General features: G+C 51.0%; 18 protein-coding genes. 10 read left to right on the top strand and 8 right to left on the bottom strand.

Going from position 1 to position 16,691, the window contains the following annotated elements:
* Window positions 1–262: 262 nt before the first annotated feature.
* The 5 genes from P9L94_06490 to dinD all read left to right on the top strand — a co-directional run bounded on the left by P9L94_06490 (window position 263) and on the right by dinD (window position 6,086).
* Entirely contained in the window at window positions 263–1,042 is a 780-nt protein-coding gene (locus tag P9L94_06490; GenBank protein ID MDP8243711.1) for a prepilin-type N-terminal cleavage/methylation domain-containing protein, read from the top strand.
* 741 nt (window positions 1,043–1,783) lie between these two features.
* Complete coding sequence (gene metK / locus P9L94_06485) at window positions 1,784–2,923, top strand: methionine adenosyltransferase (GenBank protein ID MDP8243710.1); 1,140 nt, start codon at window positions 1,784–1,786, stop codon at window positions 2,921–2,923.
* 60 nt (window positions 2,924–2,983) lie between these two features.
* Window positions 2,984–4,447, top strand: coding sequence for an adenosylhomocysteinase (gene ahcY, locus P9L94_06480; protein ID MDP8243709.1), 1,464 nt, complete (start codon window positions 2,984–2,986; stop codon window positions 4,445–4,447).
* Window positions 4,448–4,547: 100 nt separating this feature from the next.
* Window positions 4,548–4,802, top strand: coding sequence for a hypothetical protein (locus P9L94_06475; protein MDP8243708.1), 255 nt, complete (start codon window positions 4,548–4,550; stop codon window positions 4,800–4,802).
* 417 nt (window positions 4,803–5,219) lie between these two features.
* A complete protein-coding gene (gene dinD / locus P9L94_06470) occupies window positions 5,220–6,086 on the top strand; it encodes a DNA damage-inducible protein D (GenBank protein ID MDP8243707.1) in 867 nt (288 codons plus the stop codon).
* 250 nt (window positions 6,087–6,336) lie between these two features.
* Here the strand turns inward: dinD and P9L94_06465 are convergent, their stop codons facing one another.
* Both P9L94_06465 and P9L94_06460 read right to left on the bottom strand, forming a co-directional pair.
* Entirely contained in the window at window positions 6,337–6,480 is a 144-nt protein-coding gene (locus P9L94_06465; GenBank protein ID MDP8243706.1) for a hypothetical protein, read from the bottom strand.
* A 222-nt stretch (window positions 6,481–6,702) separates the two neighbouring features.
* Complete coding sequence (locus P9L94_06460; GenBank protein MDP8243705.1) at window positions 6,703–6,960, bottom strand: hypothetical protein; 258 nt, start codon at window positions 6,958–6,960, stop codon at window positions 6,703–6,705.
* 163 nt (window positions 6,961–7,123) lie between these two features.
* Between P9L94_06460 and P9L94_06455 the strand changes: the two genes are divergently transcribed.
* Together P9L94_06455 and P9L94_06450 are read left to right on the top strand one after the other, a co-directional pair.
* Entirely contained in the window at window positions 7,124–8,269 is a 1,146-nt protein-coding gene (locus P9L94_06455; GenBank protein ID MDP8243704.1) for a cysteine desulfurase family protein, read from the top strand.
* A gap of 19 nt (window positions 8,270–8,288) precedes the next feature.
* Window positions 8,289–8,489 (top strand): hypothetical protein, encoded by a 201-nt coding sequence (locus tag P9L94_06450; protein ID MDP8243703.1) that lies wholly within the window; start codon window positions 8,289–8,291, stop codon window positions 8,487–8,489.
* Here P9L94_06450 and P9L94_06445 read toward each other — a convergent pair whose 3' ends face one another.
* The 4 genes from P9L94_06445 to hemW form a co-directional block, all read right to left on the bottom strand.
* Window positions 8,490–9,254, bottom strand: a complete 765-nt coding sequence (locus tag P9L94_06445; GenBank protein ID MDP8243702.1) for a type III pantothenate kinase — start codon at window positions 9,252–9,254, stop codon at window positions 8,490–8,492. It abuts the gene before it with no gap.
* A 9-nt stretch (window positions 9,255–9,263) separates the two neighbouring features.
* Window positions 9,264–9,956, bottom strand: a complete 693-nt coding sequence (gene lepB, locus P9L94_06440; protein MDP8243701.1) for a signal peptidase I — start codon at window positions 9,954–9,956, stop codon at window positions 9,264–9,266.
* A 30-nt stretch (window positions 9,957–9,986) separates the two neighbouring features.
* Complete coding sequence (gene lepB, locus P9L94_06435; GenBank protein ID MDP8243700.1) at window positions 9,987–10,691, bottom strand: signal peptidase I; 705 nt, start codon at window positions 10,689–10,691, stop codon at window positions 9,987–9,989.
* Between the two features lie 330 nt (window positions 10,692–11,021).
* Window positions 11,022–12,185 carry a radical SAM family heme chaperone HemW gene (gene hemW / locus P9L94_06430; protein MDP8243699.1) on the bottom strand — a complete coding sequence of 388 codons (1,164 nt, stop codon included), beginning with the start codon at window positions 12,183–12,185 and terminating at the stop codon, window positions 11,022–11,024.
* 86 nt (window positions 12,186–12,271) lie between these two features.
* Between hemW and P9L94_06425 the strand changes: the two genes are divergently transcribed.
* From P9L94_06425 to P9L94_06415, 3 genes are all read left to right on the top strand, one after another.
* The gene (locus tag P9L94_06425) at window positions 12,272–12,535 is read left to right on the top strand and encodes a type II toxin-antitoxin system RelB/DinJ family antitoxin (protein ID MDP8243698.1); all 264 of its coding nucleotides are present in this window, start codon (window positions 12,272–12,274) and stop codon (window positions 12,533–12,535) included.
* Window positions 12,536–12,805 carry a type II toxin-antitoxin system YafQ family toxin gene (locus tag P9L94_06420; protein ID MDP8243697.1) on the top strand — a complete coding sequence of 90 codons (270 nt, stop codon included), beginning with the start codon at window positions 12,536–12,538 and terminating at the stop codon, window positions 12,803–12,805.
* Between the two features lie 838 nt (window positions 12,806–13,643).
* A complete protein-coding gene (locus P9L94_06415) occupies window positions 13,644–14,030 on the top strand; it encodes a hypothetical protein (protein ID MDP8243696.1) in 387 nt (128 codons plus the stop codon).
* Between the two features lie 110 nt (window positions 14,031–14,140).
* Here P9L94_06415 and P9L94_06410 read toward each other — a convergent pair whose 3' ends face one another.
* Together P9L94_06410 and P9L94_06405 are read right to left on the bottom strand one after the other, a co-directional pair.
* The gene (locus P9L94_06410; GenBank protein ID MDP8243695.1) at window positions 14,141–15,493 is read right to left on the bottom strand and encodes a Gfo/Idh/MocA family oxidoreductase; all 1,353 of its coding nucleotides are present in this window, start codon (window positions 15,491–15,493) and stop codon (window positions 14,141–14,143) included.
* A 308-nt stretch (window positions 15,494–15,801) separates the two neighbouring features.
* A complete protein-coding gene (locus P9L94_06405; protein ID MDP8243694.1) occupies window positions 15,802–16,689 on the bottom strand; it encodes a metallophosphoesterase in 888 nt (295 codons plus the stop codon).
* Between the last annotated feature and the right edge of the window lie 2 nt (window positions 16,690–16,691).

The following is a 16,691-nucleotide window of genomic DNA, read 5'->3' as shown; positions in this document are numbered from 1 at the left end:
GATTAAAAAATTTAATTTCTTGTGGAAAACCCCGAATAAGACTGTGTACGGATTTTATGAAATGTGGATAAAACACGCCATGTTGAAAATAATGCGATACTGTACACAGGTTACAAAACTTAGTCACAGCCAGCTCACAACTTATACCGATTGGCAGAATAGCATATCCTGACCGTGTATCGAAGGCAATAAGTTGACATTATAGAGGGAAAACCCTATATTCAGTTATGTAATCTTATTTTATCCCGGGGAAACCAGGACCATGACAAAAAAAGGCTTTACGCTTGTTGAACTTCTAGTGGTAGTTGCCATCATTGGCATCTTGGCCGCGATTCTTGTACCGAACGTCCGTCAAAATTTAGAGCGGGCCAAGGTCGCTAAAACCAAAGCGCTTATCAGTAGTTTAGAATATGCGCTGGTGGCATACAAAAACGATTTTGGAAAATACCCAGCCAGTTATGATCTGCAAGGGTTATTCATTGCGCTGACTGAACAAGCCAAAACATCCTACGAACCTGACGCCGACGAAGTGTTGAAGTTTCCTGATAGCAGGGGCGGCAGCGACAACGAGCGTTATTGGTTTGACCCAATTTCGAGCGATTCGGAATTAGAAGGAACCCTGCAATCTGCGGGCGTCCCAGACATCGGTATCACAGCGCAGCAAGAAGAAGAGTTTGTTTTTGTTGACGCTTGGGACCGCCCCATTTATTACATCAGCAGCGATGAATATAACCCCGGCGGCCGCAAAGATTTTCGTCGTGGAAACTCTTCTAGGCGCTCGTTGGATAAACCCTGCGCGTATGAATTAAAAGACGGCGACCGTTTTCGTCCGTTTAAGCCGACTTCGTTTCAATTGATTTCATTTGGGCCGGATGGTTTGACTGTTTTTGATAACAATTCCGGCGGTCTCGGTTCGATGATTGACTCAGACAAAGAAGACAATGATGACGATAACTTTATCGACAAGTCTGATGTTCCGAGAACGGATGATAACAATTTAGCGACGAGAGCAGGCGAAGACGACATTACCAACTTCCAGTAATCGTTGTTGAAGTTAATTCAAAGTGAATAACCAAGCGGGACGCCGAAACAGCGTCCCGTTTTTTTTGTCTGTTAATCTAAATTGGGTTTAATTCCCCGCCTCTTAGGGCGCAAGAAATACTTGAAGCCATCTCAAAATAACTTGTATTTTCGTTGCGAAAGGCATGGGTGCATCTCTGCTTGCTTCGGTGCGGGCTTTCAGGCCCTTATGCACAGGCGCTCCCAGAGTTACACCCATGCCAGAATTGGTTTGTCAATTTTTGAACTGCCGGAATCCCATTTCGCACTCAATTGTATTTGAGATGGCTTCTAAATATTTGATTTGATACACCACTGCTTGCGGCGGGGTTATTCATTAAGGGGTGGCAAGGGCAAGGCTGAATAAAATGAAGCCAGCCCTTGAAGCAATCTTAAACCGGCTAGATCAGGCTCTCGAATAATCCCCCCTGGCGCTTGCAGCGCCGTCCCCCCTTAGAAAAGGGGGGCGAAATACAAGATTTTTAGACTTCATTGTTATTGTTCTTATACTCTTTATCTTGCGTTATAAAACAAAAAAACGGTTCGTTTATATGATGCGCCTACAGTTCTATCCCACCCCTGTCGAAAACAATACTTGCATATATCCGGATGAACGGATATATTATTCATATACAAAAAAATATAAATAGCGACGCTTAGCATGAAACGGGTTTTCCGCTCGCTGGCGTTGCATCCACTACACACTGTGAGAGGAAGAATAGGAATGTCAGAACGTATCGTCACATCCGAATCCGTCACCGAAGGGCACCCCGATAAAATCGCCGATCAGATTTCAGACGGCGTGCTTGATGCAATTTATGCACAAGACCCGCAAGGCCGCGTTGCTTGCGAAACCATGATTACCACTGGCCTAATCGTTATGGCGGGTGAGATCACCACCGACGCCCGCGTCGATTACTCCAACATCGCCCGCGAAGTTGTCAGAGAAATTGGCTACGACAACGCCGACTACGGCTTTGACTGCGACACTTGCGGCGTATTGGTTTCGCTCGACCGCCAGTCGCCTGACATCGCCCGCGGCGTTGACCAAAGCAAGACCCACGCCCAAGGCGCCGGCGACCAGGGCATGATGTACGGTTACGCCACCAACGAAACCAAAGAACTGATGCCCGCGCCGATTCTGTACGCGCACAAACTCACCAAACAACTCGCCAAAGTTCGCAAGAACGGCAAGCTGCCTTGGGTGCGTTCTGACGGCAAGTCGCAGGTCAGCGTCATTTATGACGGCGACAAAATCGTGCGCGTTGACGCAGTGGTCATTTCCACCCAACACGCGCCCGACGTCAAACAAAAAGACATCAAAGAAGGCATCACCGAAGAAGTCATCAAAAAAATCATCCCCGCCAAGTGGCTTCACAGCAAAACCAAGTTCCACATCAACCCGACTGGTAAGTTCGTGGTCGGCGGCCCGATGGGCGATTGCGGCCTCACCGGACGCAAGATTATCGTTGATACCTACGGCGGCGTTGGCCGTCACGGCGGCGGCGCTTTCTCAGGCAAAGACCCATCGAAAGTTGACCGCAGCGCAGCCTACGCCGCGCGCCACGTCGCCAAGAATATTGTCGCAGCAGGCTTGGCGAGCAAGTGTGAAGTGCAAGTCGCTTACGCCATCGGCGTTGCGGAGCCGGTCTCCGTCAATGTTGATACCTTCGGCACCGGCAAGATCGACGAAGAAAAAATTGAAGCGTTGGTCAAGAAGCATTTTGACTTGCGTCCGGCGGCGATCATCGACCGCCTCAACTTGCGTCAGCCCATCTATCGCAACACGGCGGCGTACGGCCACTTTGGCCGCAACGAGTTCCCCTGGGAAGAACTGACCCACGTGGACAAGTTGAAGAAATAACTCTTTCACCAAAAGTGAAAGCGCCAAAAAAACGAGTCACTAAATCACAGGAGAAACTATATGTCGACCGCAGTCTCAGACACGAAAGGGATCGACCTTTCAACGATCCAATTGCCGGATTACTCCGGCTTGCCCAACAAAGTCGCTGATATGGGCCAGGCGGAATTTGGCCGCAAAGAAATCACCATCGCCGAAGAAGAAATGCCCGGCCTGGTTTCCACCAACAAAAAATACGGCCCTGAAAAACCGCTCAAAGGCGTGCGCATCACTGGTTCGCTGCACATGACCATTCAAACCGCCGTGTTAATCGAAACATTGAAGACGCTTGGCGCCGATGTGCGTTGGGCGTCATGCAACATCTTTTCGACCCAAGACCACGCCGCCGCCGCGATTGCCGAAACCGGCACCCCGGTCTATGCGTGGAAAGGCGAGAGCCTCGAAGAATATTGGGAATGCACCCTGCAAGCGTTGAGTTTCCCTGGCGGCAAAGGCCCGCAGATGATCGTTGACGACGGCGGCGACGCCACCTTGTTGATTCACCGAGGCTACAAAGCTGAAGACGACGCTTCGATTCTCGATGAGCCGACCGACAACCGCGAACTGGCGATTATCAACGCGTTGCTCAAACGCGAACTCGCCAAGAACCCGACCCGCTGGCACGACGTTGTCAAAGAAATGAAGGGCGTCTCCGAAGAAACAACGACGGGCGTTCATCGCCTCTATGAAATGCAGCGCAATGGGACTTTGTTGTTCCCGGCGATTAACGTGAACGACTCGGTCACCAAATCGAAATTCGATAACTTGTACGGCTGCCGCGAATCATTGGCGGACGGCATCAAGCGCGCCACGGACGTCATGGTGGCGGGCAAGGTGGTTGTTGTGTGTGGATACGGCGACGTCGGCAAGGGCTGCGCCCACGCCATGCGCGGTTTCGGCGCTCGTGTTCTCGTTACTGAGATCGACCCGATTTGCGCGTTGCAAGCCTGCATGGAAGGCTTTGAAGTCACCACGCTTGAAGATGCGTTGCCCGAAGCCAACATCTACGTTACCACCACCGGCAACAAAGACATCATCCGCGCCGACCACATGGAAAAAATGAAAGACCAGGCCATCGTTTGCAACATCGGCCACTTTGACAACGAAATTCAGGTTGACAAACTGACGAAGATTTCCGGCGTCAAATTGACCAACATCAAGCCGCAGGTTGACATGTACACCTTCGCGGACGGGCATTGCATTTACCTGCTCGCCGAAGGCCGTTTGGTCAACTTGGGATGCGCGACCGGCCACCCGTCGTTCGTCATGTCGAACTCATTCACCAACCAGGCGTTGGCGCAGATCGACCTCTGGCAAGACCCGAAAGAAATCGGCGTCTACACGCTGTCGAAAGAACTCGACGAAGAAGTGGCGCGCCTTCACCTCGGTAAGTTGGGCGCAAAGTTGACTACGCTCAGCAAAGATCAAGCCGACTATATCGGCGTAAAAGTCGAAGGCCCTTACAAGCCTGCACACTATCGCTACTAAGCAAACGTAGATTGATTCGTAGACGCCCTCGTAGAAATACGGGGGCGTCTTTTTGTTTTAAGAACAAATGAATTGTGATAGAATCTTGTTGAGGTGGATTATGAACCCGATTCAAGTTTCTTTGACAGATTTACAAAAAAAACACCTAGAAGGCCAAGTTCAATCTGGCGCCTTTTCTGATGCCAACCAGTATATTCAAACACTTATTGATAAAGACCGTACGGAGTCAGAACGCTGCGAGCTCGAACAGACCTTGCTTCAACGGTTAGACTCGCCCCCAATTGAAATGACAGAAGAAATCAAGAGCGATCTACATCAACGGTGTCGTGATTCTCTCAACAAAACCTCAAAATGAAAACCGCTTATAATATCTTGCCTTCAGGGCTTGAAGACATTGTAGAGATTTATAATTACATTGGCGCTGAAAGGCCAAACGCAGCAGAAAAATTCTTTCGCGAAGTTTTTAATACGATTGACAATCTCGCAGCACTGCCCGAAATGGGCAAGCACTTTCTAAGTAAGAACCCCAAATTGAATGATATAAGATTCTTTCCAATCCATTCGTTTCCTCGGTTCTTAGTATTTTATCGAATCAAAAATAGAAAACTCCAAGTGATCCACATATACCATGACGCAAGAAATATAAATGCCTTGTTTGAATTAAACGAATAGCTGAATTGTCGAGTAGACGCCCTCGTAGAAATACGGGGGCGTTTTTTTGTTTACTTTTAAGATGAACAAATGTATACTATAGCGTCGGGGGAAAATCAACATGAAAAAAGAACTGATCATCGAACTTCATCAAGACTTTGAACAAATCGTTCAATACGAAAAAGAAATCGAATTTTGGCTTGCGCGAGATCTTCAGCCACTATTGGGTTATAGCAAGTGGCAGAACTTTTCTAAGGTGGTAGATAAAGCGAAAACATCTTGTATAAATTCAGGTTATGGGGTTAAGGATCATTTTATTAATGTCAGTAAGATGATCAAAGCAGGCAAAGGCGCCGAACGTGAAGTGGAAGACATCGCGCTCACTCGCTATGCCTGTTATCTCATCGCGCAAAACGGCGATTCGACAAAAGACCCCATTGCGTTCGCGCAGACCTATTTTGCTGTTCAGACCCGTAAACAAGAAGTCATCGAAAAACGGCTGGCAGAAATGGAACGCTTAGATGCGCGAAAAAAACTCACGCTGTCTGAAAAAGAGCTCTCTGGAATCATCTATGAACGGCTCAAAGATGAGAAAAGCTTTGCGCTGATTCGCAGCAAAGGCGACACAGCGCTATTCGGCGGCTTGTCAACGCAAGACATGAAAAAGAAATTGGGCGCTCCCCAAAAAAGAGCGTTAGCCGATTTTCTTCCGGTCATCACCATTAAAGCCAAAGATTTCGCGAATGAAATCACCAATTTCAATATCAAAAAAGACGACTTAAATAGTGAAGCGGTTATTACCAATGAGCATGTGAAAAATAATCAAGACGTTCGAAAGGTGTTAACCGACCGGGGCATTCACCCTGAAGATTTACCGCCTGCTGAAGACATAAAAAAGATTGAGCGTCGCGTCAATTCAGAAGAGAAAAAACTCACCAAGAATGCGAAAGCGCAAATTCAAGAAAAAGAGTCGGATGGTTTACAATAAGACGCACTCGTGGAAATACGGGGGCGTTTATTATTGATATGATACTTGTTCAGTTTTTCTGTTTGGCGTGGGTACATCCCTCTTCGCTTCAGTGCGGGCTTTCAAGCCCTTTTGCACAGGCGCTCACAGAGATGCCCCCACGTTTCACAGGCTTGCTCATTGATGAAAAAAACGGTTGGGTGGCAAGGGCAAGAATGAGCAATGCGAATTCAGCCCTTGATTGAATGCGGTTTCTTCAATTGATAACAATTCAATCAACGTCAAGCTTTCTCAAGGGCTGGACGCTATCGCGTCCTTGCCCTTGCCACCCAGCCACGCCGTCATGCGCCGCGTCTATGGCCTGGTTATTGATGGTCTGCTCAAGCGCCCGCGCCGGGATTGGCGAATATTTCAAAGCCGGATTCCGTGGCGGCTGAATATTTCAAAAATATGGAATCGAAACTTGAAGGAGCCGGGTAGGGTGGGCTCGCGATAGCAGCCCACCAAGCAATCTTTCAATTTCCTTTAACGGCATGTAAGAACCCACCCGACAATCACTCGTAATATTCAATGCGGCGGTGTTCGCCGCGGGTGACGGCGCTGAACCATTTCGATGATTTATTGTTGATGCGAATGTCTAGTGCGTAAGAAACGTCAGGCACAGCCCGAGGCCGATGAGGTAAGTGGTGAGCTGCAAAAAGAACGAACGATAAAGAACCACGCTCGCCAGTAAGACGACGCCTGCCGCCAGCGCGGATACATTAAACAAGGCGATTAAGTTGAAAATGGTTTCGCTGCCGGGGCCGGTCAGTAACATTCCAATGAGAAATGAAACCCATATCATGATGGGCGCCGCCCATTGAACGCGGGAGTCTTTGAGCCATTTGGTCATCATCTCGCCTTTCATGCGTCCGTTCGGTTTATACTCATTCTATCATTTTCTGTTCGATAAGCGCATAGGTTTTTTGCTGCCTATGTAGTTTGCACTGCTACTGAAAAAGAACCTGTCTATAATTGCTTGCATTCACGCAATCGAATCGTAATAAAGGAACGACGCCATGCCCGCCTATTTTGATCACAACGCCACCACCCCGGTTCACCCCGATGTGTTCGCGGCGATGAAGCCGTATCTCAACGAGCAGTTCGGCAACGCCTCTTGTCTCTATCGCCTGGGCGTCGATGCGAGTTACGCGGTCGAAAAAGCGCGTATGCAACTGGCGCGGCTGCTGGGTTGCAGCGAAGACGAGATCGTCTTCACCAGCGGCGGGACGGAATCGGACAACCTGGCTCTCAAAGGCGCAGTCTATTCGACGGGCAAAAAACACATCATCACCTCGGCCATCGAACACCCCGGCATTATTCGCGCGTGTGAATTCATGCAGCAGTACATGAATTGCACAGTGACCTACCTGCCCGTTGATGGTGAGGGCCGCGTTAGTCCCGCAGATGTTGATAAAGTGATAACTGAAGATACCGCAATCGTGAGTATCATGACCGCGAACAATGAGATCGGTTCGATTCAGCCGATTGCTGAGATTACAGAAATCACAAAAAAACACGGCGTGTTGTTTCATACGGACGCTGTGCAGGCTGTCGGACGCATCGAGGTTGACGTGAACGCGATCGGCGTTGACTTGCTCTCACTGTCGGGCCACAAATTTTATGGGCCAAAAGGCGTCGGCGCTCTGTATGTGCGTAAGGGCGTCGATCTGGTTTCGATTCAGCAGGGCGGCGGGCACGAACAAGGCCGCCGCGCCGGGACGGAAAACGTCGCGGGCATCGTCGGCCTCGGCAAGGCCGCCGTCATCGCCCGCAAGGAGCGCGAACAAAAATCGCAACGCGCCGCCGCGCTGCGTGACCGGCTCTGGCAAAAAGTGGATGCGCTTGCGATAGGCGTCAAACGCAATAGCCCCGCGAACGATGTGCTGCCGGGTACGCTCAATGTCACCTTGCCCAATATCAACGCCCGCGAGTTTGTCCGCGCCATGGACAGCGAAGGTTTTTGCATCGCCACCGGCTCGGCGTGTTCGACGGGAAAACCCACGCCGTCGTACGTCTTGAAAGCGCTGGGCCGCAGCGACGCCGATGCGATTGCGTCGGTTCGACTGACCTTGGGCGCCAGCAACACCGAAGAAGAAATCGAGAAATTTGTTGCAATTCTGCCACGTGTGGTAGAGACTGTGTCAGAGACGGCCTCGGCGTAATTTTGATTGGGGAAACCGCATGAAATTTTTAGACGACGAACCGAAAAGAAATAACTCAAACGGCCTCGTGCAAGGCCTCGCGATTGGCATCGGCGTCGGGACCGGGATTGGCGTCGCGTTAGGTAACATTGCCGTTGGAATCGCTATCGGGATCGGCGTCGGCATGGCGCTGGGCAGCGCCTACGACGTGAGCTGTAAGAAAGACGACGAGGAAAAATAGTTAGATTTTATTCAGGACCTTCTGCGTATAAATCAGGTTGAGGCCTTTGAGAGTGAGCGCAGGGTCGAGTATGTCGAACACGTTTTCTTCCGCCAGAATTTCGCTGATGCCGCCGGTGGCGATGACCTTCGCGTTGTCGCCGAGTTCGGCCTTCATGCGACGCGCCATGCCTTCGATCAAACTAATCGAGCCGTAGTACATACCCGATTCCATGTGCCCCAGCGTGTTTTTGGCGATGAGGCGCGCGGGCTTTCTCCACACGGCGGGCGGCAAGAGCGCGGTGCGCTGGCTAAGCGCTTCGAGTGAAATTTTCACGCCGGGCGCAATCGCGCCGCCCAGATATTCGCCGTCAGCAGAGAGCGCCTCAAACGTGGTCGCGGTACCCATGCTAATGACGATGGCGGGGGCGCCGTAGAGATGCAGCGCCGCGTAACAATTGACTACGCGGTCAACGCCGACGGTCTCAGGGCGATCGACTTTCAGAGGCAAGAGGTCTTGTTTGAAGGGCTCGACGGCAATCGGGACAAGGCCGGTATCACTTTCGATATGGGTGACGATCAGGTCGCCCAAACGCGGCGAGACCGAGGCAATGATCGAAGCGGTGAAATGAAATTCCTCATGCCACAAGGCCGCCTGCTGGCAAACCTTGTCAGCGTATTCCGGTAGAGACGGCAGGTAATCCTGGCGCAGTAAATCGCCGTTGCGAAACGCGGCGAACTTGAGGCGCGAATTGCCGATATCTATCGCTAACAGCGTTTCAACCATGATCGACCTTCAGTTGCTTTGAAGTGCAGCGGAACCGATTGGCGCGGGTGTGTTGTCGCGGTTGATGCGGGCGCGTTCGGGCGGAACGCCGTTTAATAACCCGACCCGCGCAAGCGGCCAGAAGCGGAAGAACGCCTTGCCGACGACGTTTTCAATTGGTACGCCGCTCCAGGCGCGGCTGTCGAGGCTGTTATAACTGTTGTCGCCGAAGCAGAAAATTTCGCCATCCGGGACGGTAAAGCGCGAGTTTGAGCGATAGGGCGTGTAATAATTTCTCAAGAAAAATTCCGGTGTATCTAACAGCTTGCCGTTGCGATAAATGAGCCCGTTTTGGATGCGTAGTTCATCGCCCGACAACCCCACCACCCGCTTGATGTAGTATGGCTTGGCGGGGTCATAAATTTCTTCGATGCCTTTGGTGCGAAACACGACGATATCGCCGACTTCAACGTCTTTAAATTGATATAAGAACTTGCTGACGAAAATACGGTCGCCTTCGAGCAAGGTGTCGTGCATGGAGGCGGATGGAATTTTGTAAGCGATGACGATGTATGCCGTCACCAGCAAGACAATCACCAGCGAGGTGTAGAGCGCTTCAAAGTTGGCGTAAAACCAGCCGTGGCGTGAAATGTGGTTGAGCAGTTGGCGCCCCCACAAGTAGTTTTTCATTTTTTCGGCGACATACCGATAAAAACGCATCATTGTTTCGTCCTCACTTTGGTCTCTCTTTTATTACGATTGGGCCGGGGATTGGTGAGCGCTCAATTGCGCCTGCCCAAAATCCAGCCCGCGGCGAATGCTGGCGCGCATGGGCGGTACGCCGTTGATGCCGCCGACCCGGTCAAATGGATAAAAGCGGAAAAACGCTTTGCCCACTAAATTTTCTAACGGGACCCCGCCCCAGCCACGGCTGTCGTAACTATTAAAACTGTTATCGCCAAAAACGTATACCTGTCCCGGCGGAACTTCAAACACCCGCTTGAAATTATCCATCGAGATGTAGTAGTTCTCCAGAAAAAAAGGGGGCGTTTCGGAGCGTTTGCCGTTACGAAAGAGGTAGCCGTCGCGAATTTCAATGATGTCGCCCGGCAGCCCGACCACCCGCTTGATGTAGTAGGGTTTGTCGGGTTGGTCGATGGGTTCAATGCCCTCGGTTTTGAATACCACCACGTCGCCGACTTGTACGTCGAAAAAGGTATAAATCATTTTGCTGACGAAGATGCGGTCGCCTTCGAGCAGGGTGTCGTGCATGGAAGCCGATGGAATTTTATAGGCTTCAAACAAAAATCCCTTGATGAATAACGCCAGAATCAACGCGATATAGAGCGCCTCAACATTCTCATAAAGTAATTGATGCCGTGAGAAATGGGCAACGATTGCGCGTCCCCAGAGAAAGTTGTTCAGTTTTTTGGCTGCATACAAATATAAGCGTCGCATGGCGTTAGTCTACGTCGTTTCTCAAAAGTCAGTATTCAAGCGCGTTTCCATGTGTTCCTCCCCCAAAGTTTGTGAGGGCCTGCTCCCTCTCCCTCTGGGAGAGGGCTGGGGTGAGGGCATTAAACATTTTTATCCCTCATCCTAACCTTCTCCCAGGGGGGATTCGGGTGCAACGCGTTGCGCCTTTACATGCCTGATATATTTTTGTTTCGTTGTATCAAGGGCTGCCGTCACTTCGCGACGCCTTGCCCTTGCCACCCCTTCAGAATTTGGTTTGTTAATAATCAATATGCGAATTGCCTTTTCATCATTGCTGTTTTGGGAACGCACCTACAAAAAATACATCAGCGCTTCGTTGCTGATAAAGTAGGCGTCGGGCGCGAGCCAAATGCGTTGTGAATTAAAGTCAATCAACCCTCTGGCTTGCAGCGTCTTCATCACCTCGCCCCAGCGCTTTTGCGGCGGATAACCATAGCGCGTTGCGAAACAAGCGACGTCAACGCCTTGGGTTAACCGCAACCCGAAGATCATAGCATCCGACGCGGCTTCGTCTGAGGAGAGCATGGTCTGCTCGTCGAGCATCTCCTCTCCAAAAGGTAATACGGATTCGCTGGCGTTTAGTTTTTCGATCAATTCGACATAACGGTTGGGGTTGCGCTCCAGGCCGTAACGCAATCCGTCGAACCAGCCGTGCGCCGAGACGCCGAAGGCCAGATATTCATCGCGCCGCCAATAGATGCAGTTATGTTCGCAGCGCTTGCCGGGCCGCGCCCAATTTGAGAGTTCATATTGCTCAAAGCCCGCTTGCGCCATCATCTCGCGAAGCGTGTTGTACATCGACTCATAGCGTTCATCATCGGCAGGGGTTACTTTGTTTTGTTGCAGCAATCGGTCGAGCAGGGTGCCGTCTTCATACGAAAGCGCGTACGACGAAAAGTGGTCGATATCACACTCGATAGCGCGTTCGACCGATTGCGCCCAGCGTTTCTCGCTTTGGTTTGGCAGCCCGAAGATCAAGTCGAGCGACAGGTTGTCGATGCCCGCGCCGCGCACCGCTTCAACCGCCCGGTAGACGCCGTCTACCGAATGCACCCGCCCCAGCCACTGTAATTCGTCATCATGAAACGACTGCACACCCAGGCTGACCCGGTTCAGACCCAATGGACGTAAGCGCTCAAATAAATCCTGAGTCGCGCTTTCGGGGTTGGCTTCGATGGTGATTTCAGCAGTGGATGAAATTGCATACGCGTTGTGAACGGCCTCGAACAATCGCGCGAGCCGTTCAGCACCCATCAGGCTGGGGGTTCCGCCGCCAAGAAAGACGGTGGAGATTTCACGCCCGTCAACCAACCCCGCCCCGGATTGCAAGTGAACAATCAGCGCATCCAGATAGCGGTCGATTTCCTCGTCAGAACGCGGCGCCCCAGACACAAACGAGCAGTATGTGCACTTGGTTTTGCAATATGGCAGGTGTAAGTACAAACCTAAGGGCATATTTCAGATTATACCTTTCTGTTCCACAAAAAAACGTGTGGTATCTGGCGCCAAACGGTGTACAATAATTGAAGGGAGTAAGCCAAATGAGCCTGAATGAACGTATAAGTACACGAATTGACGGCGATTTGAAAGAAGCCGCCATCAAAGTATTCCAACAACTGGGAATAACCGAAGGGGAAGCCATTCGGATGTTTTATGCGCAAGTCAATCTCCGGCAAGGATTGCCATTTGAACTACGTGTTCCAAATCGAGAAACGATTGAGGCAATGGAAGAGGGGGAAAGGAACTTAGAAAATCTTCAGACGAACACGAGCTTTTCTGAGATACGAAAAGAGTTGAAGGTTTAATTGCTCACAATACAATCCACCAAAAAATTCTTGAAGGATTTAAAGCGCGCTTCAAAGCGTGGAAAAAATATAGATGATTTAGAACATCTCATCGATTTACTTCAAGCAGAAACCCCTTTACCCCCAAATAACAAAGATCACCCGCTGATAGGCAACTGGTCAAAGCACAGAGAGTGCCACATTGATCCAGATTGGCTTTTGATTTATCGCATAGACGGTCAAAGCCTTATCCTTGAACGCACTGGGTCCCACGCTGATCTTTTTGAATAGGGTTTAACACAATGCGGTAATTTTTGACTCATCAGGTCGGCGTCCGGTAATTTTTGCCATGAATTTAGGCGGCGATGGCATGGAGTTCGTTTAGTGTATCTTCTGCAACCCACTGAAACAAGCAAAGTTACGACATTTCTTTTCTTTCCCCTCGCGTTGGTATGGCAGTTGCCAATTCATAGAGGCGTTGACGATTCTGGAAAGCGCTTCAGGTAATCGGGTGCGACCGAATGGGCTCCGCATATTCGCTTGAAGCGCCCATCAACAATGCGGGGCCAGTTTCCTTCGCCAATCGGCGGAGATCAATTGAGGTAATTGAGGGAGTCGGATTGGTTCGACGCAGCGCGACCGCCATTATGGGCGAGTTGCGCGCCGAGCGCCTACTCCAACAATTTGTGGAAGATGCTTTTTGTGATGTAGAGCGTTTGTCAAAAATATGTGCGTAAAGCACGCCCGTAGGGCTCAGCGATAGAAACCGTTACGTAAACTCTATCCGCACATAATTCTGGCAACCACTATAAAAGGCAAAACCGGTCGCTCCGGTTCTGTCGGTCGGGTTCGCGTTGCGCTCTATCGGGCAATCGGGAACCCAGTGCAATCACAAAAGATGGAGTGAAGTAAAGAGGGCAAGACACTGCATTCGGACCAATCGCCGGCGTTTGAATGTAGGGGAAAACACGGAGGTTTTCTCCTACATCGAAGACAACACCGCCGTAAGCGGTGATAATGCGTTCGCCCCGGAGAAGAGCATCTCGCCGGGATAAGCGTTTCACAGGCTGCAAAGGGCGAAGCCGTGAAACGAAGTTCAGCCAGTTGTTGTTGAAAAGAGGGTACTAGCATGTCCAAGGAAAAAAACGGAAATCAGAGTGAAATGTATCTAATGGCCAACCGCAACCCGTGGTTGGTATGGCGCTTAAAAGCGCTCGACGCAGGCCATGTGCCGCCGTTGTTGCCGGGGCGCGTATCGCCCGAAATGGCGCGTCTTGCGTTTGGAACCAATGAAGAAGTGTATGAGCCGGATGTTTTGGCCAAACACGCCCGCTGGTTTACCAGCAATCAGCGTCGGCTGATTCGCCGGGGCTTTACGGCCTGTTTGATCGGGTTTTTGATTATTGCTTCCGTCGCGTTTTTATACGTATGGAAGGTGGGCAACGATTATCGCTTTGGCCTCATCGACTCCCTGCTGCCGCGCATTGAACGCACCCAGCCGCTGCAGAAAATATAGCCCCGCTTCCGCCAATTGGGGCGCGTGGAACCAGACGCCGTCAGCCAGATGTTTTGCTGACGGCTTTTCGGTGTCTGGTTATTCATCAAGACTAAATTTCTCGCTGATTGTTACGCCAGCGTCCAGCCTTTTCGGTATTCCCGCTTGATAAACGGATCTGCCTCAGGCGCGTTTGGCGCTTTCATCTTTTCCGCGTCCCACTCTAGCTTTTTGCCGGTTCGATAGGCGACGTTTCCTAAGTGGTTGGCTTCGGTCAGCCATCCCGCATATTCAAAATTACAGGTGGTCGGCGCCCCGGTTTTACAGGCGTGTATCCATTCCGCATGATGTCCAATCGACGGCGGAATGAAGGGCTCAGGGCGTTCGAAATCTTTAAAGTCTTGTTCGGGCAAGAGCACGTGCTTTCCATAATCCGCGAGCAGCATCCCTTTGCTGCCGATGAACAATACGCCGCTGTCCCATTGGGGAATCTTGCCGTCCTGCCAAATTTTAGGCCTGCTGGTTCCTTGATACCAAGTCAAATCAAGCGGCGGCATGTTGCCTCTGGCGCCGTAAGTATAATGAGCGGACATTGACGCCGGGGCGATTTCCGGGTGAGCGGGCGGGCCGTCTGCTTCGATGGTTAAAGGGGATTTCAGTTTCAGCGCCCAGAAGGGCAAATCGATCCAATGGCTGCCCAGGTCAGACATGGTGCCGTTGCCAAAATCCCACCAGCGATACCACTTGGGGCCGGGAAAGTACACTTGGTTAAAAGGCCGATAGGGCGCCGGGCCAAGCCATAGGTCCCAGTCTAATCCTGCTGGAACCGGGTCGGTATTCTCCGGGCGGTCAAAGACGCAGACGATATCTTTGGCTTTTTCACATTCCGCTTGGGACGGATGCAGCCCCCATGCGCGCCCGACCCAGACATGGGTTTCGGTTACGTCGCCGATGGCGCCGGACTGCACCAACTCGACCACGCGGCGGTAGTTGTCTCCGGCGTGAATCTGCGTCCCCATTTGGGTCGCCAGTTTTGTTTTTGCGGCGGCTTCACGTACCACCCGCGCCTCATAGATATTGTAGGAAAGGGGTTTTTCGCAATACACATGCTTGCCCATTTGTAGAGCGGGCAGCGTCGCAAACGCATGGGTATGTTCGCAGGTGCTGACGACGACGGCGTCGAATAGGTCAGGCGTATCAAACAGTTTTCGAAAATCCGAAATTTTGCGCGCTTTAGGAAACAGTTCAGAGGTCGCGTCTAAATTACCGCCAGCGACGTCGCACAACGCGACGATGTTTTCAGAGCTGACGGATTGTAAATTGCTTCGTCCTCTGCCGCCGGCGCCAATGCCCGCGATGTTCAATTTATCATTGAGGTTTTGGCCTCTGACAATCGCAGGAAAAGAAAGCGCAGCGGCGGTTGTCGCTTTGAGAAAGCCGCGCCGTGGTATAGATGAAATTGATTTTGTATTCTTTCTCGACATGATCTTTGTCCCTTCGTCGCCAGAAAAATTGTCTGAATTGCAAGACCATCATACTAAGCGAATTGATGAATTGATAGCGTTATTTGTTTTTATAAAAGGCAGGAATTGATAATTTTAATGCGATAGGCATGGGTACCACTCTGCTCGCTTCAGTGCGGACTTTCAGGTCCTTTTGCACAGGCGCTCCCAGAGATACTCCCATGCCAAATAGATTATCTGTAGGATTGAGAGTTTCATCTTTTTGAAATGAAAATTATTGAGATGGCTTGGTGCGCCTATTTTGCTCATAGGAGCCGCTTCGGACGCCGTCAGTCAAATGTTTTGCTAACGGCTTTTCGGTATCCCGTCACCAATAGCCCGTCGGGTTTTACTTCGACAATGGCGTAGGAGTTATTATCTTCTCCGCTGCCTTCGACCATCGCCTTGAGGGTGTAGTAATGAACGTCATTGATTTTGTTATATTGCCCGTCGTGATGATGGCCCTGAAACACCGCTTTGACCTTGCCGGATTCTTCCAACACGCCACGCACTTGTTCCGCGTTTTTGATAAACACCGAGCCCTCGCCGTCTAACAATTGATGAACAAACACCACGCACGGACCCGGCGCGTTTTGCAAATCGCTTGTGAGCCAGTCTAGTTCTTTGGGCGGGATGTTGGCGTCGGTCCAATCAAAATTGCCGTGGTCGTAGTCGGCGCCGCTACTGGTAAAACACGCGTCGAGTACGACGAAATGGACGCCGCCCTGATCGAAAGAATAAAATGAGCGCTCGCGGTCAATGCCGCTGTTTACGATGCGTTCGAGGTACTGCGGTTTTGCAATGCTGTCGAGATCGTGGTTGCCGAGAACGTGAAAGCGCGGACCGTTGAAGCGTTGGAACTCGGCTTCGATTTCGGTGAGATAGCGTAGCGTTTTTTCTTCGACGGGTTTGTCGTCTTGGTCTTTGAGGTCGCCGAGTTCGACGAGAAATTCAACTTGTTGTTCGTTCATAAACTCGACGCACTCGCGCATCTTGGCGATAGATTCGCGGTAATGGCGCGAGCCGCGCGGGTCGCAGTCGCAATAGTGCGCGTCGGTGACGACGCCGAAGCGCAGCGCTGATTGCGCAAAGGCCGAAGATGAAAACGCCGACGCGAAAAATGCCGCGCCGGCGTATGATAGCCAATCCCGTCGTGTGATTTCATACAACGGTTTCATTT

Source organism: Candidatus Hinthialibacter antarcticus, assembly GCA_030765645.1.
GTDB lineage: Bacteria > Hinthialibacterota > Hinthialibacteria > Hinthialibacterales > Hinthialibacteraceae > Hinthialibacter > Hinthialibacter antarcticus.
This window is presented reverse-complemented; position numbering and strand designations above follow the sequence as displayed.